The following is a 22,975-nucleotide window of genomic DNA, read 5'->3' on the forward strand; positions in this document are numbered from 1 at the left end:
GCTTTTGCGGGCTATGCTGGCCACGCGTTCCAGACAGGAGGAGGCGGCATGTATCGCGCACCCATTGAGGAAATAGGCTTCGCGCTGAAGCAGATCGCGGATTTGAAGCAGGTCATCGATACCGGAGCCTTCGGCGATCTCAGCGAGGATCTGGTCGATGCGGTTCTGGGCGAGGCGGGCCGTTTCGCCAGCGAGGAAATCGCGCCGCTGGCCAAGATCGGCGACGAGCAGGGCGTGGTGCTGAAAGATGGCGCGGTTACCATGCCGGTCGGCTGGAAAGAGCTTTACCGCCGCTGGACCGAGGGTGGCTGGAACGCGCTGTCCGGCCCCGAAGCTTATGGCGGGCAGGCCTTGCCGATCATGTTGGCCATGGCGACCACTGAAATGTGGAATTCCGCCGCGATGGCCTTCGGCCTTGGCCCGATGCTGACCATGGGCGCGGTCGAGGCGCTCGACAAGCACGCCTCGGAAGCCTTGAAGGAAAAATACCTCGCCAAGCTGGTTTCGGGCGAGTGGATGGGCACCATGAACTTGACCGAGCCGCAGGCGGGTTCGGACCTTGCCGCCTTGCGTAGCCGCGCCGAGCCGGCGGGTGACGGCACCTACCGCATCTTCGGCCAAAAAATATTCATCACCTATGGCGAGCACGATTTTTCCGACAATATCGTGCATCTGGTGCTGGCGCGGCTTCCCGATGCGCCTGCCGGCACGCGCGGCATCTCGCTGTTTCTGGTGCCGAAATTCCTGGTGAACGACGACGGATCGCTGGGCAAGCGCAACGATGTGTTCTGTTCGGGGCTGGAGCGCAAGCTCGGCATCCACGCTTCGCCGACCTGCACCATGATCTATGGCGACGGCTTTGGCGGTGCGGAGCCGGGCGCCATCGGCTGGCTGATCGGCGAGGAAAACAAGGGCCTCGCCTGCATGTTCACGATGATGAACAATGCCCGCCTTGCCGTCGGCACGCAGGGCATGGCCATGGCCGAAGCCGCCACCCAGAAGGCGCTGGCCTACGCAAATGAGCGCCGTCAGGGCAAGGCGCCGGATTTTGCCGGCGAAGGCATGGCCCCGATCGTCCACCACCCGGACGTGCAGCGCAATCTCCTGACCATGAAGGCGCTGACGCAGATGGCCCGCGCGATCTGCTATTCCTGCGCCCACGCCATCGACATGGGGCGCGCCTCCACCGACAACGAGGCGGCGCATTGGCGCGACCGCGCCAATCTCCTGACGCCGCTGGCCAAGGCATTCTCCACCGATGTCGGCGTCGAGGTGGCGTCCATCGGCGTGCAGGTGCATGGCGGCATGGGCTTCATCGAGGAAACGGGTGCGGCCATCCTCTACCGCGACGCGCGCATCGCCCCGATCTATGAGGGCACCAATGGCATCCAGGCCATCGACCTGGTGACGCGAAAACTGCCGCTGGGCGGCGGCGCGCATGTCCATGCCTATATCAACGAGTTGGAGGCCATCGCCGCCGCCACGAGCACCAGCGAAATCGCAGGGCTTGGGCATACGGCGGATTTTCTCGGCCAGGCTCTGGAGGATCTGTCCGAGACGACGCTCTTTCTTCAGGATTTGCTGGCTTCCGGCGACATGGAAAAAGCGCTGGCCGGCGCTACGCCCTATCTGAGGCTTTTTTCGCTGGTCGCCGGTTGCGTCTATCTGGCGCGCGCGGCATTGGCTGACCGATCCGAGGCGCGGGCAGCGCTTTGCAGGTTCGCGGCGGAAAATCTGATGGGCGAAGTCGGCGCCCTGAAACAGCGCGTCATCGGCGGTGGCCCCAGCCTCGCGGCCGCGGCAAAAGCGTTGATTTCGGCATGATGAGCAAGGACGTATCGAGCATGACTGATCATATTCTCGTTGAGCGGCAGGGCGCGGTGCAGATCATCCGCATCAATCGACCCGACAAGAAGAACGCCCTCACACGCGCCATGTACGCGACGATGACGGCGGCCCTTGCCGAAGGCGATGCCGATCCAGCGATCCGCGTGCATGTTTTCCTGGGCGTGCCGGGTTCGTTTTCGGCCGGCAACGATCTTGCCGACTTCCTCGTCATGGCGACAGGCGGCGAGGGCGGCCATGAGGTCTGGGACTTTCTGCTGGCGCTGGCCGGCTCGCAAAAACCGATGATTTCCGGCGTCGACGGCATCGCGGTCGGTATCGGCACCACGCTGAACCTGCATTGTGACCTGACCTTCGCCACGCCGCGCACCGTGTTCCGCACGCCCTTCGTCGATCTCGGGCTGGTGCCGGAAGCTGGCTCCAGCCTGCTGGTGCCGCAAATCCTCGGGCGTCAGGGCGCGTTCGCGCTGCTCGGCCTTGGCGAAGGCCTTTCGGCTGAACGCGCCAGGCAAGCAGGACTGATCTACGAGGTGGTCGAGGAAGGTTCGCTGGAGGCTTCCGTGCTGGCGGCTGCCGGCCAGATCGCGGCCAAGCCGCCGGAAGCGTTGAAAATCGCCCGTGACCTCATGCGCGGCCCGCGCGACGAGCTGGTGGCGCGGATCGGGCTGGAGGCCGAACATTTTCGCGAACGCCTGCAATCTGATGAAGCGCGCGCAGCTCTGATGGCGTTCATGGCTAGGAAAAAGGGGCAGGCAAGCCCCCCGGAGCCCTGAGAAGAGAGGGGGCCTTACGCCGCTGCCTTACGGATAAAGCCGAGTCTTCTTCCAGTCTCCCGTTCCCTCCCGGTCGAACACGACGCGGTCGTGCAGGCGGAAGGGGCGGTCGTGCCAGAATTCCAGGTGGCTCGGCACGATGCGGAAACCGGACCAGTGCTTTGGGCGCGGAACCGCGCCGATGGCATAGCGCGCGGTATATTCGGCAACGGCTTTTTCCAGCGCGAAGCGGCTTTCCAGCGGCCGCGACTGTTTCGAGGCCCATGCGCCGATACGACTGCCACGCGGGCGCGAGGCGTAATATTCGTCCGCTTCCGCGTCGCTGACGATCTCGACCGGACCGCGCACGCGCACCTGCCGGCGCAGCGATTTCCAGTGGAAGCATAGCGCCGCCTTCATGCTGCCCAGAATTTCGCGGCCCTTGGCGCTCTCGAAATTCGTATAGAAGACGAAGCCGTGCTCATCGAACCCCTTCAGCAGCACCATGCGCACGTCCGGCATGCCCTCGGCGTCGACGGTCGCCAGCGCCACGCCGTTGGGGTCGTTCAACTCCGACTTGGTGGCGTCCTCCAACCACTGCGCGAACAGCCGAAAAGGCTCCGTGCTCCCGGTAAAGTCATCATCTGTTAAGGGTGCGTCGTTCATAGTTTTCTCAAATCTTATTCGTTGGCGGGAGTTTGCCGATTGTCGCGCGTAGCGCAAGCATTTGACAGCCTGCCTGCGAGCGTTTTCGTTTCGGCCAGCTTGAAAGCCGGTATGCTGATCGGCGTTCTTGTCGTTTCCGGTTGCGGTGCCGGCGGTTTCAGCCTGGAGCAGGCGGAAGTCGACCGCACGCTCTACACCAGCAGTGTGCCGGCGGCTTCGCCAACTGACGATTCCAGCCTGGTGGCCGATCAGGCGACAATCCGCAACGCCGTCTCCTCCGCCGATGTGGAGATGCTGGCCGGCCAGGATATTCCCTGGGCGAATTCCGAAACTGGTTCGCGCGGCTCGATCTCGCAGCTGACCGAGGACAAGTCCGGCGGCAGGCTCTGCCGCATCTTCGCCGCATCGCGCGAAAGTTTCGACGGGGTATCCCTGTTCAAGGGCGAGGCGTGCATGATCGCCGCCGGCGCATGGCGTCTCGAAGCCTTCTCGGCCCGATAAGAAACTGCCCGCAAGCGGCGCTACGCACTGGAATTTCTTCCTAGGTGCACGCATATAGAAGGCGACTGTAATTTCAGGTTTGACGGGCAGGGATACATGCGCGACCCCTATGAGGTGCTGGGCGTTGCCAAAAACGCTTCGGCCAAGGAAATAAAATCGGCTTACCGCAAACTCGCCAAGAAGCATCATCCGGACCAGAATCCGGACGATCCCAAGGCGAAGGACCGTTTTGCCGCCGCCAACCAGGCTTATGAGGTCGTCGGCGACGAAAAGAACCGCGCCGCCTTCGACCGCGGTGAAATCGACGCCGACGGCAAGCCGAAATTCCAGGGTTTTGAGGGCGCGCAGGGCGGCGATCCCTTCGCCGGTTTTCGCCGCCAGCAGCAAGGGCCCGGCGCGTCGCATTTCGAGTTTCGCTCCGGCAGGCCGGGGGGCGACCCGTTCGACGGCAACAGCGATATTTTCAGCCAGATATTCGGCGGCTTTGGCCAGCAGAAGCAGGCCGGGGCCGGAAATGCCCAATCGGCGCCGGCTGGCGATGATGTTGCCGCTACGCTCGACATAACCGTCGAGGAAGCGGCGACCTCGCCGAAAGTAACGGCCGTGTTTCCCGGTGGCCGCAAGATTGCCGTCAAGCTGCCGGCCTATGTCGAGGATGGCCAGACCATTCGCCTCAAGGGGCAGGGCGAGCCTTCGCCCTATGGCGGCAAGGCGGGCGATGCGCTGGTCAAGATTCATTTCCGCAAGCACCCGCGCTACCGCATCGAAGGTCGTGACCTGCATGCGGGCCTGCCGGTTTCGCTGAAGGATGCCGTTTTGGGGGCCAAGGTGGCGGTGGAAACGCCGTCCGGCCGGCTGGCGCTGACCATTCCCCCCTGGTCCAGCTCCGACAAGGTGCTGCGGCTCAAGGGCAGGGGCCTGCCCGTCAAGACCGGCGGCCATGCCGATCTCTACGCCCATGTCCAGATCATGCTGCCGGAAGGCGGCAACAGCGAACTCGAGGCGTTGCTGCGCAAGCAAAACGATTGAATAAGGCCCGCCCGGTGCTTGAAGGCGCTGTGTGCCTGTGCGATACGCTCCCGCATTGGAATGTGTGATGGAGAGCGCTCACATGGCGGGTGGACAGGGCCTTATGGCCGGCAAGCGCGGCCTTATCCTGGGCGTGGCGAATAATCGGTCGATCGCCTATGGCATTGCCAAGGCGTGCGTCGATCACGGCGCCGAAGTTGCGCTGACCTATCAGGGCGAAGCGTTCAAGAAGCGCGTCGAGCCGCTCGCCGCCGAACTCAAGGCGCATGTCGCCGGTCATTGCGACGTGACCGACCCGGAAAGCCTCGATGCGGTGTTCGCCGATGTGGCCGCGCATTTCGGCAAGATCGATTTCCTCGTCCATGCCATCGCCTTTTCCGACAAGGAAGAGCTTGACGGCCGCTATGTCGAGACGACGCGCGCCAATTTCAGCCGCACCATGGAAATTTCGGTGTTTTCGTTCACCGACGTCGCCAAGCGCGCCGAGCCTCTGATGAACGATGGCGGTTCGCTGCTGACGCTGACCTATTATGGCGCTGAAAAAGTCATGCCGCACTATAATGTCATGGGTGTCGCTAAGGCCGCCCTCGAGGCGAGCGTGCGCTATCTCGCGGTCGATCTCGGCGGCAGGGGCATTCGCGTCAACGCCATTTCGGCCGGGCCGATCAAGACGCTGGCCGCCTCGGGCATTGGCGATTTCCGCTATATCCTGAAGTGGAACGAATACAATTCGCCGCTGAAGCGCACGGTTACACCCGAGGAGGTCGGCGATTCCGGCCTCTATCTGCTTTCCGACCTGTCGCGCGGCGTCACCGGCGAAGTCCACCACGTCGATTCCGGCTATCACGTCGTCGGCATGAAGGCGGTGGATGCGCCGGACATCTCGACCGTCAAGGACTGATCCCCTCCCTGCTCTAACCGGTGCCGATTGGAAGCCATGTCTCCGCTTGTCTATTTCGTGCGTCACGGCCAGACCGACTGGAACGCCGAAAACCGGCTGCAAGGTCAGGCCGACATCGATTTGAATGCTTTGGGGCGCGAGCAGGCAACGCAAAACGGCCATAAGCTGGCGCAATTGATCGACGATCCGCAGGCTTTCGATTTCGTCGCCAGCCCGATGAAGCGCACGTGCGAAACGATGGAGCGCGCCCGCATGGCGATGGGCCTCGACCCCAAGGCCTATCGTACCGATCCGAGACTGGTCGAAGTGAATTTCGGCGATTGGCAGGGCTTCACCTATGCCGAGCTTGAGGCGCGGCATCCGGGCATCTCCAGCGAGCGCAGCCTCGACAAATGGGATTACCGGCCTTCCGGCGAAGGCGCGGAAAGCTACCAGATGCTCTACGAGCGGATAAAGCCGTGGTTCGAGGAACTGGCGCGCGATACGGTCTGCGTAACGCATGGCGGCGTCATCCGCACGCTGTTTCGGCTGGTCGAAAAAGTCTCGAGGGAAAAGGCCGCCAGCCTCGATACGCCGCAGGATCGGGTGCTGCGGCTAAGGGACGGCCACCTGGAATGGCTTTGAAGCCCACGGTTTGATGGTTTAATCGCCCGATTCGCTGTCCGGCAGTTCCATGTCGGTCACGACGTTCACGCCATTCGTAACATCATAGGCGATGACGATGTCCATGCCTTCCTTCAGCGATTCGATGTCGGTCTCGCCGTTCATCTTGTAGGATTTGCCGTCGTCCAGCGTAATCGTCAGGGTGTCCTTGTCGATCTTCTTGATCAGGCCCTCGGTCTGGGCCGCGAAGGCTGCGGTGGAAATCAGCAATGTGGCGGCAACGGCGCCGAACAGGGTACGCCCGGATAGGATACGCATTTGTCGTCCTCTTTTTTCCGTGCGCCCCATTTTCAGGGGCGGGTGATTTGCAAGCGGCGAAACAGTGCAGAAACCAATCCAATGTGTCAAAGCTTAGGCCATCGATCGACAGTTTGACCCCCGTCCAAAACGCCAATAGAAGGCAGGCACGATCCGGCCTCCGACCGGCGAGGGTTCGATTTCCATGTCTCACAACACGTTCGGCCATCTTTTCCGCGTTACCACCTGGGGCGAAAGCCACGGCCCGGCATTGGGCTGCGTGGTCGACGGCTGCCCGCCCGGCATCCGCTTCACGGTCGCCGAAATACAGGCCGAACTGGACAAGCGGCGTCCCGGCCAGTCGCGTTTCGTCACGCAGCGCCGCGAGCCCGATGAGGTAAAAATCCTGTCCGGTACCATTGTGGACGAGGACGGCGAGACGCTCATCACCACTGGAACGCCGGTGTCCATGATGATCGAAAACGTCGACCAGCGCTCCAAGGATTATGGCGAGATCGCCCGGCAATATCGTCCCGGCCACGCCGACTACACCTATGAGGTCAAATACGGCCTGCGCGATCATCGCGGCGGTGGCCGCTCCTCCGCGCGCGAAACCGCCGCGCGGGTCGCTGCCGGCGCATTGGCGCGCAAGGTGGTGCCCGGCATGGTGGTGCGTGGCGCGCTCATTTCCATGGGCGAAAAATCCATCGACCGGAACAACTGGAACTGGAATTTCGTGGATGACGCGGAAAACCCGTTCTTCACGCCCGATCCGGCCTCCGTGCCTGTCTTTGCCGATTACCTCGACGGCATCCGCAAGGCGGGCTCCTCGGTCGGCGCGATCATCGAGATCGTCGCCGACGGCGTGCCGGCGGGGCTGGGCGCGCCGATCTACGCCAAGCTCGACCAGGACATCGCCTCCAATCTGATGTCGATCAACGCGGTCAAGGGCGTCGAGATCGGCAACGGCTTCGAGGCGGCGCGCATCACCGGCCAGGAAAACGCCGACGAAATGCGCATGGGCAATGACGGCAAGCCTGTCTTCCTGTCCAACAATGCCGGCGGCATCCTGGGCGGCATCTCGACCGGTCAGCAGATCGTAGCGCGCTTCGCGGTCAAGCCGACCTCCTCGATCCTGACCCCGCGAAAGTCCATCGACAAGGACGGCAACGACGTCGACGTCGTCACCAAGGGCCGGCACGATCCCTGCGTCGGCATCCGCGCCGTGCCGATCGGCGAAGCCATGGTTGCCTGTGCGCTCGCCGACCATTATTTGCGCCATCGCGGCCAGACGGGAAGGATTTAGGGGAATAGGGCAGTAGGCTTTGTAAGCTCTGATACTTGCCCCGCCTTCCCGAATTTCCTATTGCCTTATTGCCCTACCCCCCTATTGCCCTGCGAGCGAAGTGAGCCATGTCCTACGACCAGAAGAAAATCGTCGAAGCCCTGCGCGCATTCGAACAGGGCGAAATGGTCGTGGTCATGGACGATGACGGGCGCGAGAACGAAGGCGATCTGATCGTGGCCGCCGTCCATTGCACGCCCGAAAAGATGGCCTTCATGGTGCGCCATACCTCCGGCATCGTCTGCGCGCCGATGCCACGCGCGGAAGCCAAGCGGCTCAATCTGGCGCCGATGGTTGCCGACAACGATTCGGCCCACACCACCGCCTTTACCGTCAGCGTCGATTTCAAGCACGGCACCACCACCGGAATTTCGGCCGAAGACCGCACGCTGACCGTTCGCAATCTCGCCAACGGCAATGTCGGCGGCGCGGATTTTCTGCGGCCTGGCCACATTTTCCCGCTGATCGCGCGCGAAGGCGGCGTTTTGATGCGCTCCGGCCATACCGAGGCGGCGGTCGACCTGTGCAAGCTTGCCAATCTGCCCCCGGTCGGCGTCATCTCGGAACTGGTCAATGACGACGGCACCGTCAAACGCGGCCCACAGGTCTCGGCTTTCGCCAAGGAACATGGCCTGAAGCAGATTTCCGTGGCCGACCTCATCGCCTACCGCCAGCGGCAGGAAACGCTGATCGAGCGCGTTGCCTGCTCCGACATCGACACGCCCGGCGGTAAGGCCAAGGTCTTCACCTACACGCTGCCATGGGATGTCATGCAGCATCTGGCCGTCGTCTTCGGGGATATACGCGACGGCGAGGAAGTGCCGGTGCGCCTGCATCCCGAGGATGTCGTGACGGACGTGTTCGGCACCGACCACAAGCTGGATGCGATCATGAAACTCATGGGCGAGCGCCAGCGCGGCGTCATCGTCTATCTGCGCGAGGGGTCGGTGGGTGTCGCGCACCAGGACCGCAAGCGGCCCGTGCATGAAGGCGAGGAACACGAGGAAGCGCTGCGCCGTGAAAACGAATGGCGCGAGATCGGGCTTGGCGCGCAAATCCTGAAGGATCTGGGTATCTCCTCGATCAGTCTGATTGCTTCGCGCGAGCGGCACTATGTCGGCCTCGAAGGGTTCGGCATCCACATCGTCAAGACCGAGATTCTCTGAGGACATGGCCGCAATCGCCTGTTGACCATCGGGCTTTGCGGCGACGCAAAGATGGTCAAAGCGGTTGCTCGCGCCTATATCGGGGCATGGTCACGCGGCTCTACACCCATCCGATCTTTCTGGAACATCTCACGCCACCCGGTCATCCGGAGCGCCCGGACCGGCTGCGCGCCATCGAACGCGCACTGGAGGAAGAGGGTTTCGAGGATCTCGACCGCGTTGAAGCGCCACTGGGCGATGAAGCGACTATCCTTTATGCGCATCCAGCCTCGCATGTCGCGAAGATACGCGCGGCCATTCCCGACGCCGGCATTACCCGCATCGACGGCGACACCACCGCCAGCCCGAAAAGCTGGCAGGCGGCGGTAACGGCAATCGGTGCCGCAAATGCCGCGGTCGATGACGTGTTCGAAGGCCGCGCCGATAACGTCTTCGTCGCCGCCCGCCCGCCCGGCCACCATGCCGAAAAGACCACGGCAATGGGCTTTTGCCTGTTCAACACCGCCGCGATCGCCGCGCGTCATGCGCAGAAAAAGCACGGTGCCGAGCGCATCGCCATCGTCGATTGGGATGTCCACCACGGCAACGGCACGCAGGACATCTTTTGGGACGATCCGTCCGTGCTCTATTGCTCCACGCACCAGATGCCGCTTTATCCCGGCACCGGCGCGAAGAACGAAACCGGGGCCGGCAATATCGTCAACGCGCCGCTGGAGCCGCGCACCGGCAGCGAGTTTTTCCGCGACGCCTTTCAGTCGCGTGTCCTTCCGGCACTCGACAATTTCGCGCCTGACCTCATTCTGATTTCGGCAGGCTTCGACGCGCATCACCGCGATCCGCTGGCCGAGATCAACCTGACGGAAGACGATTTCGACTGGGCGACCGGGCAGTTGATGGAACGCGCCGTGCGCCATAGCGGCGGAAAGCTCGTCAGCCTGCTTGAGGGCGGTTATGATTTGCAGGGACTGGCGTTTTCGGTTGCCGCCCATGTCGCGCGGCTGATGAAGGGATAGATATGGCTGAGGAAGTGAACGAAGACGTCAAGGCGATGAGCTTCGAGCAGGCGCTCGACGCGCTGGAGAAGATCGTGGACGATCTGGAGCGGGGCGACGTGCCGCTCGACCAGTCGATCCGCATTTACGAGCGCGGCGAGACGCTGAAGGCGCATTGCGACCGCTTGTTGAAGTCTGCCGAAGACAAGGTTGAAAAGATTCGCCTTTCCCGCGACGGCAAGCCGGCAGGCGTGGAGCCGCTCGACGCGGAGTAGCAATGACTGCCTGTCGTGACATTTGCGCTGCATGGGTTGATGATGGTGGCGTAGCGTGTCCCGACCTCCATTCATCACGGAATAGTGCCATGAGCTTTTTTCCCGGAAACGATCCGAATATCGGCGACGCTTCGGCTTGCGACCAGATCGAGTTGATGGTCATTCCCAATGCGCGTGACATCGACGGCTTTCAGGTGCGCCGCGCCTTGCCGACGGCCAGGCGCCGGATGGTCGGGCCGTTCATCTTCTTCGATCAGATGGGGCCGGCGCTGCTTCGGGCGGGGCAGGCGCTGGACGTGCGCCCGCATCCGCATATCGGGCTTTCCACGGTCACCTATCTGTTCGACGGCAAGATCAGGCATCGCGATTCGCTCGGCACCGAAATGGTGATCGAGCCCGGCGACGTGAACCTGATGACCGCCGGGCGTGGCATCGTCCATTCCGAGCGCACGCCGGAGGAATTGCGCGGCGCGCCGATGTCGGTTTCCGGCCTTCAGACCTGGCTGGCTCTGCCCGACGACAAGGAGGAGATCGCGCCGGTCTTCACCAATACGGCCAGCACCGACCTGCCGCGGTTTGATGCCGATGGCGTCGAGGGCCGGCTTATTATCGGTGATTTTTCCGGCCTGCGCTCGCCGGTCAAGGCTACGTCCGAAACGCTCTACGCCGATATCCGGCTTGCGCCCGGCGCGCGGATAAAAATTCCCGCCAATGCCGAGGAGCGCGCCATCTACACGCTTGAAGGCGAGATTTCGATTTCCGGGGATTTTTTCCCCAAGGAACGCCTGCTTGTCTTCAAGCCCGGCGACGAAATCATCGTTTCGTCGGAATCCGGTGCGCATTTCATGTTGTTCGGGGGTGCGTCGCTGGGGACAAAGCGTTACATCTGGTGGAATTTCGTGTCGTCTTCCAAGGAACGGATCGAGCAGGCCAAGGAAGAGTGGAAGACCGGCCGCTTCGATATCGTTCCGGGGGACGAGGAAGAGTTCATCCCGCTGCCCGAGACATGATGCGCGGCATAGATGCGCATTTACATCCGTTGCCCGGCGTCCTACTTCGGACGAGAACAGAAAGTCCGCAGGCCAGCCTAAATTGAGTTCAAAACCAGACACGCCGCTTCTCGACAAGGTCCGAATTCCGGCCGACCTTCGCACGCTTGCCGAAAGCCAGTTGCCGCAACTGGCATCGGAACTGCGCGCCGAACTCGTCGATGCCGTCTCGGAAACGGGCGGGCATCTGGGCGCGGGCCTGGGCGTCGTCGAGTTGACGGTGGCCCTGCACTACGTTTTCAACACACCGGACGACCGCGTCATCTGGGACGTCGGCCACCAGGCCTATCCGCACAAGATATTGACGGGCCGGCGTGACCGCATCCGCACGCTGCGGCAGGAAGGCGGGCTTTCCGGTTTCACCAGGCGGGCGGAAAGCGAATACGATCCGTTCGGTGCCGCCCATTCCTCGACATCGATTTCCGCCGGCCTCGGCATGGCGGTCGGGCGTGACCTTTCCGGTGGCAAGAACAATGTCATTGCCGTCATCGGCGATGGCGCGATGTCGGCCGGCATGGCCTATGAAGCGCTCAACAATGCCGGCGCGCTCGATGCGCGGCTGATCGTCATCCTCAACGACAACGACATGTCGATTGCTCCGCCAACCGGCGCCATGAGCGCCTATCTGGCGCGCATGGCTTCCGGCAAGACCTATCGCGGCATTCGCGATGTCGGCAAGAAACTGACCTCCTATCTCGGCAAGAAGGTCGACCGCGCCATCACCCGCGCGGTCGAGCATGCGCGCGGCTACGTCACCGGCGGCACGCTGTTCGAGGAAATGGGCTTTTTCCATATAGGCCCCATCGACGGACACAATCTGGAACATCTGATCCCGGTGCTGAAGAATGTCCGCGACAACGGCCATGGTCCGGTGCTGATTCATGTGGTGACGCAAAAGGGCAAGGGCTATGCCCCGGCGGAGGCGGCACGTGACAAGTACCACGGCGTCAACAAGTTCGACGTGATCACCGGCGCGCAGGCCAAGGCCCCCGCCAACGCGCCGAGCTACACCAAGGTGTTCGGCGAAAGCCTGGTGCAGGAAGGCCGCGAGGACGACCGCATCGTCGCCATCACCGCGGCCATGCCCGCCGGAACCGGGATCGACCTGTTTGGCAAGGCGTTCCCCGCGCGCACTTTTGACGTCGGTATCGCCGAGCAGCATGCTGTTACCTTTGCCGCCGGTCTGGCCACGGAAGGCTACAAGCCCTTCGCCGCGATCTATTCTACCTTCCTGCAACGCGCCTACGACCAGGTCGTGCATGACGTGGCCATCCAGGGGCTGCCGGTGCGCTTTCCTATCGATCGCGCCGGTTTCGTCGGGGCGGACGGAGCGACGCATTGCGGCGCTTTCGACACGACCTACCTGGCGACGCTGCCCGGCTTCGTGGTGATGGCGCCGAGCGACGAGGCCGAGCTTCGCCACATGGTGCGCACCGCCGCCGCCTATGATGACGGGCCGATCTCGTTTCGCTATCCGCGCGGCAACGGCGTCGGCGTCGACCTGCCGGAGCGCGGCTCGATCCTCGAAATCGGCAAGGGGCGGATCGTCAGGGAAGGCACCAAGGTTGCACTGCTGTCGTTCGGCACGCGGCTGCACGACTGCCTGCTGGCCGCCGAGGAACTTGCCGCTGCCGGGCTTTCCACCACCGTTGCCGATGCGCGTTTCGCCAAGCCGCTTGACGAGGATTTGATCCGCCGTCTCGCCCGCGAGCACGAGGTTCTGGTGACAGTCGAAGAAGGCGCGGTCGGCGGCTTTGCCAGCCATGTTCTGCAATTCCTGGCGCATGAGGGTCTGCTCGATAATGGTCTGAAGGTGCGGCCCCTGGTGCTGCCGGACGCTTTCACCGACCATGCCAAGCCTGAAAAGATGCTGGCCGACGCCGGGCTGGATGCCGCCGGCATCGTGCGCACCGTGTTTGTCGCGCTCGGCCATGGCGTCCACGCGCAGCGCGCCTGAATCAAAACCTTAGCTGCTTGAATCAAAAATGCGGCGGGTTATCGTAACCCGTTGTTCAGCCTGTCTTTTGGGGCTTTGCTTACCGTCTCTCTTGGTCCTTTTTTCAAAGCTCGCCTGCTAGGGTTCATCCGGCAGGGAGCAATAAGAAATGAACAAGATACTGGGCGCAGCGGCCATGCTGGTCGTTGCCACAGTGCCGGCCGTCGCCGAGATGCGCTACGATCGCAATCTGGAAAAAGCGGCGATGGCCATCGTCGCCAGCAAGATCGGCGATATTCGCGGTGGTTTTACCTACAAGCAGAAAGTGCAACTGGTCGTGCGGAAAGGTGACGCGCGCCGCACGGTGAATGATGCGGGCGACCATCCTGCCGGCGGTGTGAGCCAGGGTTCTCCACCGCCAGCCAGCGCTTCGCCTTCCATCACCGCATTCTGACGGCGGGTCTCCTTGAGGGGTGGGCTTGCGTTACCGGCCGGCATTCGTCAATGAAGGCCAATGAATTCACCCCAGCCAGCCAGCCAGCGCCAGCGGCTCGACGAACTGCTCGTCGGCCGGGGGCTGTTTGCCAGCCGCTCGCGGGCCCGCGACGCCATCGAGCGCGGCACCGTCCTTGTCGGCGGCGCTGTCGTACGCAAGCCGGGGCATGGCGTGTCTCCGCAAGCCTCCATCACCGTTGACGATCCGGCCCAAGCTTACGTCTCGCGCGCGGCGCTGAAGCTGATTGCCGGGCTGGATCACTTCGGCCTCAACCCCGAAGGTAGCCACGCGCTCGATATCGGCGCTTCGACCGGCGGGTTCACGCAGGTGCTTTTGGAGCGTGGTGCGGTGCATGTAACCGCCATCGATGTCGGACATGGCCAGATTCACCCGAAAATTTCCGGCAATCCACGCGTGACCTCTATCGAGGGCCTGAACGCCCGCGATCTATCGCTTGCCGATCTTGCCGGCAAAATTCCTGATTTCATCGTGTCCGATGTCAGCTTCATTTCGCTGAAACTGGCGCTGCCGCCGGCACTTGGCCTGGCCAGGCTGGGCGCGAAAGCGGTGCTTTTGGTCAAGCCGCAATTCGAGGCCGGACGCGAGGCCATCGGCAAGGGCGGCTTGCTGAAAAACCCCGACGACGCCGGGCGCGTCGCCGAAGAACTGCGCGACTGGCTCGATGCCGTGCCGGGCTGGCGCGCGCTCGGGCTTTGCCCATCCCCCATCGAAGGCGGCGACGGCAACCGCGAATTCCTGCTTGCCGGAGAAAAGACGCGATGACCGCGCGATTCATCATCGAAAAACTGGGCTCGCAGGGCGACGGCATTGCCGAAACCGACAAGGGCGATGTGTTCATCCCGTTCGCGCTGCCGGGCGAAACGGTCAACGCCGCGCGCGAAAAGGACCGCGCCACGCTGATGGCGGTGATCGAGCCTTCGCCGCTGCGCATCGAGCCCGCCTGCCGCCACTTCACCGAATGCGGCGGCTGCGCCGTGCAGCATCTGGAGGCGCAAGCCTATCTGGAGTGGAAGCGGGCCAAGGTCGGGCACGCGCTGAAGATGAAGGGCATCGACACCGAAATCGGCGCGATTATCCCTTGCGAACCGCATAGCCGCCGCCGCGTCGTCTTCACCGCCCGCAAGAGCGAGACGGATATGCAGTTCGGCTTCGTCCGCGCGCTGTCCAGCGAAGTGATTACCATCACCGAATGCCCGATTTCAGTGCCGGAAATCGTTGGCGTGCTTGACCAGTTGAAGGCGCTGGCCACGCTGATCTGCGCCACGACAAAATCCTTCCACATGACGGTGACGGCGACTACCTCCGGTCTCGACATAGCGGCGCAGGATTCCGGAAAACTGGGCGAGCACCAGCGCCGCATCGCCGCCAATTTCGTCATCGCCCAGAAATTCGCCCGGCTGACCATCGACGGCGAAATCGTCATCGAGCCGCTGAAGCCGGCGGTGTTGTTCGGCGAAGTGTCGGTCAATTTGCCATCGGGCGCGTTCCTGCAGGCAACGCAAGGAGCCGAACAGGAAATGGCTTCCATCGTCGCCAAACATCTGTCTCGCGCCAAAAAAGTCACCGATCTTTTCGCCGGCTGCGGCAGCTTCGCGCTGCGTCTCGCCTCGAAGTCGGAGGTTCACGCCGTTGAAGGCGACGCGGCGGCACTCGCAGCACTGGACCACGGTTTCCGCTTCGCCGCAGGCCTCAAGCGGGTCACAAACGAGCGCCGCGATCTGTTCCGGCGGCCGCTGACCTTCAAGGAACTCAATCTGTTCGATGGACTGGTGTTCGATCCGCCGCGCGCCGGGGCGGAGGATCAATCGAAGCAGATCGCGCGCTCGGATGTCCCGTACGTCGCTGCCGTGTCCTGCAACCCGGTGACGCTGGCGCGCGACCTACGCATCCTGCTCGACGGCGGCTACAGCCTGAAAAGCGTCACCCCCATCGACCAGTTCCTGTGGTCGCCGCATGTCGAGACGGTTGCGCTGCTGGAGAAGCCGCGAAAAAGGCGGTGAGGGACGCGAACTCGGGTCTCGGTTCTCCCCCTCTCCGTCGCGCTTCGCGCGCCACCTCTCCCCACTTCGTGAGGGCGAGGAACCCAAGTTGGAGCGGCGCGGAGCTTTGCGGCAGCGGTTCCTCGCCCCGCTTGCGGGGAGAGGTGGCGTGCGAAGAGCGGCGGAGAGGGGTGCTTGAATTGCGCATGCATTGCGCCTATTTTGACTGAAGGTTGTCAAATCATGCAAGGAGGATGACCAAATGACTTTCGCGGCCCTTGAAATTCCTGTCTCGCGCTTTGGCGAGGCTCAGGCTCCCTTCCTGTCGGCGCGGCGCGTGGCCGAACTGCTGGGTGTCACGCTTTCCGAACTCGCCGGCTTGATCGGCGTTGCCCGCAATACGCTGGCCGCCAAGGCCGGCGCGCGCAAGGTCGATGCCGCGTTGAGCCCGGTCGTGCGGATATTGGCGATGGCGGGCGAAATGGCCGGCGACGAGCAGCGCGCCGCGATCTGGTTCAAGCACCAGCCCATTCCCGGCTGGGCGGGCAAGACCGCCTTTGATCTGGTGCATGAGGGCAAGGCCGACAAGGTGCTTGCCTATCTGGAGGCAGTCCGCTCCGGCGTCTATGCCTGACGGTTCGTCCGATCTCGACCTGTGGCGGGCTTTCGTGCCGCGCTGGGCGCATCTGCCGTTGTCGGGCCAGGGGGCTGCCCGCTTCGGCGGTCGATGGAACCCGGTCGGCGCGCCGGCCATCTACGCCGCGCGCGAACTGTCCACCGCATGGGCCGAATATAATCAGGGGTTCGTCCAGCATCCGGCGCTGATCGCCAAGCTGAAGCTGTCAGGCGCGAAAAAGCTGGCCGACCTGACGGATGAAGCCACGTTGGCCGAGTTCGGCGTGACGGAAGCGATCCACCGCTGCGAATGGCGCGATGCCATGGATCGCGGCGCGACGCCCGAGACCCATGCGCTGGCAAAACGCCTGCTGCGCAAGGGTTGGCACGGCGTGATCTATCCGTCCTTCATGTCGCCCGGCGGTAGTTGCGTTGCCCTGTGGCGCTGGAACGAAAAGGATGCGCCACGCCTCGACGTGATCGATCCCGATCACCGCCTGCCAAAAACGCCCGCGTCGTGGCTTTAGGCTAAACCCGCGTACCGCCCACCGTCATCTGGTTCATGCGCAGATGCGGCTGGCCGACGCCGACCGGCACGCCCTGGCCGGCCTTGCCGCACATGCCGATGCCGGTGTCGAGCTTCATGTCGTTGCCGATCATGGAAACGCGGTGCATGGCGTCCGGTCCGTTGCCGATCAGCATCGCGCCCTTGATCGGCTGCGTCACCTTGCCGTTTTCGATCATGTAGGCCTCGGTGCAGCCGAACACGAATTTGCCCGACGTGATATCGACCTGGCCGCCGCCGAACGAAACGGCATAGATGCCGTTCTTGACCGATGCGATGATCTCGTCCGGCTCCATGTCGCCGCCGGTCATGTAGGTGTTGGTCATGCGTGGCATCGGCTGGTGGGCATAGCCTTCGCGCCGGCCGTTGCCGGTCGCCTTCATGCCCATCAGCCGGGCGTTCTGGCGGTCCTGCATGTAGCCGACCAGCTTGCCGTCCTCGATCAGTACATTGCGGGCCGAGGGTGTGCCTTCGTCGTCGATGGTGAGAGAGCCGCGCCGCTCGGGCATGGTGCCGTCATCGACCACGGTGACGCCCTTGGCCGCCACCTGTTGACCCAACAGCCCGGCAAAGGCGGAAGTCTTCTTGCGGTTGAAGTCGCCTTCCAGCCCGTGGCCGACCGCTTCATGCAGCATGACGCCCGGCCAGCCGCTGGAAAGGACGATATCGAATGTGCCGGCGGGTGCGGGGATGGCTTCCAGATTGACTAGCGCCTGACGCAGCGCTTCCTTGGCGGCGTGCTTCCAGCTTTCCTCGATCAGGAACTCGCCAAAGGCCTTGCGGCCGCCCATGCCATAAGAGCCCGATTCCTGGCGGCCGCCATCGCCGACGACGACGGAAACGTTCATGCGCACCAGCGGCCGGATGTCGCTTGCCATCTGCCCGTCGGCGCGCAGGATTTCCACATGCTGCCACGACGAAGCCAGCGAGGCCGTCACCTGCCGCACGCGAGAATCCTCGGCGCGCAGATAAGCGTCGATTTCCTGCAACAGCTTCGCCTTGACCTCGAAGGAAGGCGAGGGGATCGGGTTCTCGTCGCTGTAGAGGTGGCGGTTGGTGCGGGCGGGCGCTGCCGCAAGCTGGCCGGAATAGCCACCCTTGACCGCCGAAACCGCATCGGAAGCGCGCAGCAGAGCCGCTTCGGAAAGATCGCTCGAATGCGCGTAACCGCTGGCTTCGCCCGCCACGGCGCGCAGGCCAAAACCCTGGTCGGTGTTGAAATTGGCCGTCTTCAGCTTGCCATTGTCGAACATCAGCGCTTCGCTTTCGCTGTATTCGACGAACAGTTCGCCGTCGTCTGCGCCCTTTATGGTGTCGGCGACGATCTGCTTGATGCGATCGTCGGAAATGTCGAATTGGCCGATCAGGCTGGTCATGGCGCGTCTCACTTCGAGGAAAGCAGTTTTCCCGATGTAGGCGCGCGGCGGCTGTTCGGCAATGTTAGATCTGAGTCAGATCAGGGCAGGGCGGCAAAACCGTCGGCAAAGCCCTTGAGGTCGACCGGGATGCCGATGCCTTCTTCCGGTGTCTGGAAGACGATGAAGGTGGCGGCCTTGCCGGTCTTCAGCGTGTCGAGCAGCGGCTTTTCGAGGATGACCTCGGCATAGCAGCCGTCCTGGAAACAGCGCACGAAATAGGCGCGGCCGATGTCCTTGCCGTCGACATTGAGGCCAAGCCCGTTCGGCAGCAGCACGCCGAGCGGGGCCAGCACGCGCAGGATTTCGGCCTTGTTGTCGGCGGTGCGCAGCACGACGACGGAAAGGCCCATCTCCGGGCGGTCCTCGGCGACGACGTTCTGCATCATCACGCATTGCTCGGAGGTAGCCCCGGCCGGCGTATCGCAGATGATCGACCAGGCGCCATGCGTCGATTTCACCGTGCCGCTCGGCTGGGCGGCGAAAGCCTGCCCGACACATAGCGAGGCGGCGAGAAAGATGACCTTCGCCAAGGTTCTCGAAAGCCAAGAGTTCATGACGGCTCCATTGCGCGAATCACGCCACTTTAAGCTGTGCCAAAGCCAAGTAAAAGAACGCGGCGTCGCTCAATTGGCCCCGACTGCGGCGATAATGCGGTTTTCCCGCTCTATTTGCGCCGCTGGGACCGAAAATGGCGCGAAGCCGCCGCTGCTGCAGAATGCCGGCAGGCGCTTTGCGCAGGATTCGGTGCGTTGTTTATGTCGGGCAATGGCTATATCACGGGCGGCGCGCGCAAAAATGCCGCATGGGTTGGACTGCTCCTTTCTTGCAGAGGGAAATAGAGTATGGTTTGAACCGAAACTCAATGTGCCCGGGGATTCTCTTTCCGGCATTGTTCCAGTAGCTTGCGGGTTATCGCGGGGGAAACGATGAAAGCGATGAAAACATTTCTGGCGGGCGTTGGCGCCGCGGCAACGCTTTTGGCATCAGCCGCCGCCCATGCGGCCCAGCCTCAGCCCTGGGAAATGAATTTCCAGCCGGCGGCGACCGAGATCATGCGCCAGATCACCTGGTTCGAGCATTATACGCTCTGGTTCATCGGGCCTATCACGCTGCTGGTGCTGGTGTTGCTCGCCTATTGCATCATCAAGTTCCGCGCGAGCGTCAATCCGGTCGCGTCACGCACCAGCCACAACACGCTGATCGAGGTTATCTGGACGGTCGGTCCGGTTCTCGTGCTGCTGTGCATCGCCATTCCGTCGTTCCAGTTGCTCACCGCGCAGTACACGCCGCCGGAGGAGCCGAAGCTTACCGTCAAGGCTACCGGCAACCAGTGGAACTGGGACTACGAGTATCAGGTCGACCAGCCGCTTTCGTTCAACTCCGCCATGATCGAGGACGCCGACCGTGCCGGGCTCGGCAAGGAAGACAAGAAGGTCTATCCGCGCCTTCTGGCTGTCGACCATGAGATGGTCGTTCCCGTGAACACGACGACCCGCGTGCTGGTGACGGCAACGGACGTCATCCATGCCTTCGCCATGCCGGCCTTCGGCATCAAGACCGATGCGGTTCCCGGCCGCACCAATGAAATCTGGTTCAAGGCCGAGAAGGAAGGCCTCTATTACGGCCAGTGCTCCGAATTGTGCGGCCAGAACCATGCCTTCATGCCGATTGCCATCCGCGTCGTCACCGACTCTCAGTACGAGAGCTGGCTGGCTGCTGCCAGGACGGACCTGCCCGGCGCCAACAAGGCGCTGATGGCTGCGGTCGACAGCGCGAACAAGGTAGCGGCCGCCGGCAACTGATGCCGCAGCCAGATAAAGATCAGGGAACGGAGCCGAACATGGCGCATGCTGCAGCTCACGACGATCACGGCCATAAGCCGCTTAGCGGCTGGGTCCGCTGGGTCTATTCGACCAACCACAAGGATATCGGTACGCTGTACCTGATCTTTGCGATCATCGCGGGTTGCCTTGGCGGCTTCCTGTCGGTGGTGATGCGCATGGAGCTTGCGCATCCCGGTGTCCAGATATTCACCGGCCTGGCCGAGATGGTCTATGGCATGAACGGTGATGCCGCCATCGACGGCGGTCGCAGCATGTACAACGCGTTCACCACGATGCATGCCCTGATCATGATCTTCTTCATGGTCATGCCGGCTCTGATCGGCGGCTTCGCCAACTGGATGGTGCCGATCATGATCGGCGCACCGGACATGGCGTTCCCGCGCATGAACAACATCTCGTTCTGGCTGCTGCCGCCCGCGTTGCTCCTGCTTATCGTCTCGCTTTTCGTGCCAAGCGCGCCAGGCGCATACGGCGTCGGCGGCGGATGGACGATGTATCCGCCGTTCTCGACCTCAGGTCAGCCCGGACCGGCGATGGATCTGGCGATCCTGTCCATCCACATCGCCGGCGCTTCCTCCATCCTTGGCGCCATCAACTTCATCACCACGATCTTCAACATGCGCGCGCCCGGCATGACGATGCACAAGACGCCGCTGTTTGCGTGGTCCGTGCTGATCACCGCCTTCCTGTTGCTGCTGTCCCTGCCGGTTCTGGCGGGCGGCATCACCATGCTGCTCACCGATCGCAACTTCGGCACCACCTTCTTCACGCCGGACGGCGGCGGCGATCCGATCCTGTTCCAGCACCTGTTCTGGTTCTTCGGCCATCCGGAAGTCTACATCCTGATCCTGCCGGGCTTCGGCATCGTCAGCCACATCATCTCGACCTTTTCCAAGAAGCCGATCTTCGGTTATCTCGGCATGGCCTACGCCATGGTCGCGATCGGCGCTGTCGGCTTCGTGGTGTGGGCGCACCATATGTTCACCACCGGCCTGTCGCTCGACACGCAGCGTTATTTCGTCTTCGCCACGATGGTCATCGCGGTGCCGACCGGCGTCAAGATCTTCTCGTGGATCGCGACCATGTGGGGCGGCTCGGTCACGCTCCGCACGCCGATGCTGTGGGCGATCGCTTTCGTCTTCCTGTTCACGGTCGGCGGCGTCACCGGCGTCCAGCTTGCCAACGCAGGTTTCGACCGCTCGGTGCACGACACCTACTATGTCGTCGCTCACTTCCACTATGTGATGTCGCTCGGCTCGGTGTTCGCCATCTTTGCCGGCTGGTATTACTGGTTCCCGAAGATGAGCGGCTACATGTATTCGCCGCTGATCGCGCGGACCCATTTCTGGGTGACGTTCATCGGCGTGAACCTGCTCTTCTTCCCGCAGCATTTCCTCGGCCTGTCGGGCATGCCGCGCCGCTATATCGACTATCCGGATGCGTTTGCGGGATGGAACCTGGTTTCCTCCTACGGCTCCTACATCTCGGCGTTCGCCGTCCTGATCTTCCTGGTCGGCGTGTTCGAGGCGTTCGCGAAGAAGCGCATTGCCGGGGCCAATCCCTGGGGCGAGGGTGCGACGACGCTGGAATGGCAGTTGCCTTCGCCGCCGCCTCATCACCAGTGGGAGCAGTTGCCCCGCATCAAGTGAACTGATGCTAGCAGCAAGGTAATTCACAGCCGCCGCCAGATCGGCGGCTGTGAACAACAGAATGACCGGAGTTTTTGAGTAGATATGGCCCTGATCGACGAAACGCACATTGACGATGCGGCCTTCCGCGTCTCGGAGGCGACGGCGGGCGATTTCTTCGCGTTGCTGAAGCCGCGCGTCATGTCTCTGGTGGTATTTACGGCTTTTGTCGGCATGGTGGCGGCGCCCGCCACCATCAATCCGCTGCTGGCCATCATCGCAATCCTGGCCATCGCGATAGGTGCTGGCGCATCCGGCTCGCTCAATATGTGGTACGATGCCGATATCGACGCCGTGATGACGCGCACGGCCAATCGCCCCGTTCCCTCGGGCCGCGTTCGCCCCGGCGAGGCGCTGACCTTCGGCCTGATCCTGTCGGCGCTTTCGGTGATGACGCTGGGCGTCCTCGTCAACTGGCTGTCGGCCTCGCTGCTGGCCTTCACCATCTTCTTCTACGCCGTCGTCTATACGATGTGGCTGAAGCGCTCGACGCCGCAAAACATCGTCATCGGCGGCGCCGCCGGCGCTATCCCGCCGGTCATCGGCTGGGCTGCGATCACCGGATCGGTCAGCCTCGAAAGCATCGTCCTGTTCCTGATCATCTTCCTGTGGACGCCGCCGCACTTCTGGGCGCTGGCCTTGTTCAAGGCGGACGATTACGGCCGCGTCGGCATCCCGATGATGCCGAACGTCGCCGGCGAGGCGTCGACCAAGCGCCAGATTTTCGCCTACGCGCTGGTGCTGGCGCCGGTTGCGGTGCTGCCTTCGTTCCTCGGTTACGCCAGCATCGCCTACGGCATCGTCGCGGGCCTGCTGGGCGTAGGCTTCGTCTGGTATTCCTGGGCCGTCCTGCGGATGCCGGAATCGGACCGGGTCATGAAGCCGGCCAAGGCGCTGTTCGGTTACTCGCTGCTGTACCTCTTTGCCGTCTTCGCCGCTTATCTGGTCGACGCCGTGGTCGCGCGCGCCCTGACCATGGGCGTTGCATGATC

At 62.9% G+C, this 22,975-nt stretch carries 25 protein-coding genes; 21 read left to right on the forward strand and 4 right to left on the reverse strand.

What is annotated here, in order from left to right; genetic code table 11:
- Nucleotides 1–48 precede the first annotated feature (48 nt).
- Both ACX3P0_RS05505 and ACX3P0_RS05510 read left to right on the forward strand, forming a co-directional pair.
- Entirely contained in the window at nt 49–1,824 is a 1,776-nt protein-coding gene (locus tag ACX3P0_RS05505) for an acyl-CoA dehydrogenase (protein WP_459087119.1), read from the forward strand.
- Nucleotides 1,825–1,844: 20 nt separating this feature from the next.
- Nucleotides 1,845–2,618 carry a crotonase/enoyl-CoA hydratase family protein gene (locus tag ACX3P0_RS05510; protein WP_459087121.1) on the forward strand — a complete coding sequence of 258 codons (774 nt, stop codon included), beginning with the start codon at nt 1,845–1,847 and terminating at the stop codon, nt 2,616–2,618.
- A gap of 27 nt (nt 2,619–2,645) precedes the next feature.
- On the opposite strand, the gene pdxH is transcribed toward ACX3P0_RS05510, so the two are convergent.
- The gene (gene pdxH / locus ACX3P0_RS05515) at nt 2,646–3,263 is read right to left on the reverse strand and encodes a pyridoxamine 5'-phosphate oxidase (protein WP_459087123.1); all 618 of its coding nucleotides are present in this window, start codon (nt 3,261–3,263) and stop codon (nt 2,646–2,648) included.
- 39 nt (nt 3,264–3,302) lie between these two features.
- On the opposite strand from pdxH, the gene ACX3P0_RS05520 reads away from it, so the two are divergent.
- The 4 genes from ACX3P0_RS05520 to ACX3P0_RS05535 all read left to right on the forward strand — a co-directional run bounded on the left by ACX3P0_RS05520 (nt 3,303) and on the right by ACX3P0_RS05535 (nt 6,318).
- Nucleotides 3,303–3,764: an RT0821/Lpp0805 family surface protein gene (locus ACX3P0_RS05520; RefSeq protein ID WP_459087125.1), complete on the forward strand. Its 462-nt coding sequence runs from the start codon at nt 3,303–3,305 to the stop codon at nt 3,762–3,764.
- 96 nt (nt 3,765–3,860) lie between these two features.
- Nucleotides 3,861–4,793, forward strand: a complete 933-nt coding sequence (locus ACX3P0_RS05525) for a DnaJ C-terminal domain-containing protein (RefSeq protein WP_459087127.1) — start codon at nt 3,861–3,863, stop codon at nt 4,791–4,793.
- An 82-nt stretch (nt 4,794–4,875) separates the two neighbouring features.
- Nucleotides 4,876–5,694: an enoyl-ACP reductase FabI gene (gene fabI, locus ACX3P0_RS05530; protein ID WP_459080565.1), complete on the forward strand. Its 819-nt coding sequence runs from the start codon at nt 4,876–4,878 to the stop codon at nt 5,692–5,694.
- Nucleotides 5,695–5,730: 36 nt separating this feature from the next.
- Nucleotides 5,731–6,318 carry a histidine phosphatase family protein gene (locus ACX3P0_RS05535; protein WP_459087129.1) on the forward strand — a complete coding sequence of 196 codons (588 nt, stop codon included), beginning with the start codon at nt 5,731–5,733 and terminating at the stop codon, nt 6,316–6,318.
- A gap of 18 nt (nt 6,319–6,336) precedes the next feature.
- Here the strand turns inward: ACX3P0_RS05535 and ACX3P0_RS05540 are convergent, their stop codons facing one another.
- Nucleotides 6,337–6,615, reverse strand: coding sequence for a DUF1344 domain-containing protein (locus ACX3P0_RS05540; RefSeq protein WP_459080563.1), 279 nt, complete (start codon nt 6,613–6,615; stop codon nt 6,337–6,339).
- A 184-nt stretch (nt 6,616–6,799) separates the two neighbouring features.
- Between ACX3P0_RS05540 and aroC the strand changes: the two genes are divergently transcribed.
- The 11 genes from aroC to ACX3P0_RS05595 all read left to right on the forward strand — a co-directional run bounded on the left by aroC (nt 6,800) and on the right by ACX3P0_RS05595 (nt 16,995).
- Complete coding sequence (aroC, locus tag ACX3P0_RS05545; RefSeq protein WP_459080562.1) at nt 6,800–7,900, forward strand: chorismate synthase; 1,101 nt, start codon at nt 6,800–6,802, stop codon at nt 7,898–7,900.
- Between the two features lie 107 nt (nt 7,901–8,007).
- Complete coding sequence (ribB, locus tag ACX3P0_RS05550; RefSeq protein ID WP_459080561.1) at nt 8,008–9,105, forward strand: 3,4-dihydroxy-2-butanone-4-phosphate synthase; 1,098 nt, start codon at nt 8,008–8,010, stop codon at nt 9,103–9,105.
- An 86-nt stretch (nt 9,106–9,191) separates the two neighbouring features.
- On the forward strand, nt 9,192–10,118 hold the full coding sequence (locus ACX3P0_RS05555; protein ID WP_459087131.1) for a histone deacetylase family protein: 927 nt from the start codon (nt 9,192–9,194) through the stop codon (nt 10,116–10,118).
- Nucleotides 10,119–10,120: 2 nt separating this feature from the next.
- Complete coding sequence (locus tag ACX3P0_RS05560; RefSeq protein WP_459087133.1) at nt 10,121–10,372, forward strand: exodeoxyribonuclease VII small subunit; 252 nt, start codon at nt 10,121–10,123, stop codon at nt 10,370–10,372.
- A gap of 89 nt (nt 10,373–10,461) precedes the next feature.
- Nucleotides 10,462–11,382, forward strand: coding sequence for a pirin family protein (locus ACX3P0_RS05565; RefSeq protein WP_459087134.1), 921 nt, complete (start codon nt 10,462–10,464; stop codon nt 11,380–11,382).
- A gap of 82 nt (nt 11,383–11,464) precedes the next feature.
- Nucleotides 11,465–13,378, forward strand: a complete 1,914-nt coding sequence (gene dxs, locus ACX3P0_RS05570) for a 1-deoxy-D-xylulose-5-phosphate synthase (protein ID WP_459087136.1) — start codon at nt 11,465–11,467, stop codon at nt 13,376–13,378.
- Nucleotides 13,379–13,526: 148 nt separating this feature from the next.
- On the forward strand, nt 13,527–13,811 hold the full coding sequence (locus ACX3P0_RS05575; protein WP_459087138.1) for a hypothetical protein: 285 nt from the start codon (nt 13,527–13,529) through the stop codon (nt 13,809–13,811).
- 60 nt (nt 13,812–13,871) lie between these two features.
- Complete coding sequence (locus ACX3P0_RS05580; RefSeq protein ID WP_459087140.1) at nt 13,872–14,636, forward strand: TlyA family RNA methyltransferase; 765 nt, start codon at nt 13,872–13,874, stop codon at nt 14,634–14,636.
- Complete coding sequence (locus ACX3P0_RS05585) at nt 14,633–15,874, forward strand: class I SAM-dependent RNA methyltransferase (RefSeq protein ID WP_459087142.1); 1,242 nt, start codon at nt 14,633–14,635, stop codon at nt 15,872–15,874. The genes ACX3P0_RS05580 and ACX3P0_RS05585 overlap by 4 nt, the downstream gene beginning before the upstream one ends.
- Nucleotides 15,875–16,115: 241 nt before the next feature.
- Entirely contained in the window at nt 16,116–16,487 is a 372-nt protein-coding gene (locus ACX3P0_RS05590; protein WP_459087143.1) for an antitoxin Xre/MbcA/ParS toxin-binding domain-containing protein, read from the forward strand.
- Nucleotides 16,480–16,995, forward strand: a complete 516-nt coding sequence (locus ACX3P0_RS05595) for an RES family NAD+ phosphorylase (RefSeq protein ID WP_459087145.1) — start codon at nt 16,480–16,482, stop codon at nt 16,993–16,995. The genes ACX3P0_RS05590 and ACX3P0_RS05595 overlap by 8 nt, the downstream gene beginning before the upstream one ends.
- 1 nt (nt 16,996) lies before the next feature.
- Here ACX3P0_RS05595 and tldD read toward each other — a convergent pair whose 3' ends face one another.
- Both tldD and ACX3P0_RS05605 read right to left on the reverse strand, forming a co-directional pair.
- Nucleotides 16,997–18,409: a metalloprotease TldD gene (gene tldD / locus ACX3P0_RS05600; RefSeq protein WP_459087147.1), complete on the reverse strand. Its 1,413-nt coding sequence runs from the start codon at nt 18,407–18,409 to the stop codon at nt 16,997–16,999.
- 80 nt (nt 18,410–18,489) lie between these two features.
- The gene (locus ACX3P0_RS05605; RefSeq protein WP_459080549.1) at nt 18,490–19,005 is read right to left on the reverse strand and encodes an invasion associated locus B family protein; all 516 of its coding nucleotides are present in this window, start codon (nt 19,003–19,005) and stop codon (nt 18,490–18,492) included.
- Here ACX3P0_RS05605 and ACX3P0_RS05610 point away from each other — a divergent pair.
- The 4 genes from ACX3P0_RS05610 to ACX3P0_RS05625 all read left to right on the forward strand — a co-directional run bounded on the left by ACX3P0_RS05610 (nt 18,968) and on the right by ACX3P0_RS05625 (nt 22,973).
- Nucleotides 18,968–19,381, forward strand: coding sequence for a hypothetical protein (locus ACX3P0_RS05610; RefSeq protein WP_459087876.1), 414 nt, complete (start codon nt 18,968–18,970; stop codon nt 19,379–19,381). The two genes, ACX3P0_RS05605 and ACX3P0_RS05610, sit on opposite strands and share 38 nt — an antisense overlap.
- Before the next feature lie 5 nt (nt 19,382–19,386).
- Nucleotides 19,387–20,253, forward strand: a complete 867-nt coding sequence (gene coxB / locus ACX3P0_RS05615; protein ID WP_459087149.1) for a cytochrome c oxidase subunit II — start codon at nt 19,387–19,389, stop codon at nt 20,251–20,253.
- 38 nt (nt 20,254–20,291) lie between these two features.
- The gene (gene ctaD / locus ACX3P0_RS05620; RefSeq protein ID WP_459080547.1) at nt 20,292–21,944 is read left to right on the forward strand and encodes a cytochrome c oxidase subunit I; all 1,653 of its coding nucleotides are present in this window, start codon (nt 20,292–20,294) and stop codon (nt 21,942–21,944) included.
- An 84-nt stretch (nt 21,945–22,028) separates the two neighbouring features.
- A complete protein-coding gene (locus ACX3P0_RS05625) occupies nt 22,029–22,973 on the forward strand; it encodes a heme o synthase (RefSeq protein WP_459080546.1) in 945 nt (314 codons plus the stop codon).
- The last annotated feature ends 2 nt before the right edge of the window (nt 22,974–22,975 follow it).

It is taken from the genome of Mesorhizobium sp. A556 (genome assembly GCF_054489545.1).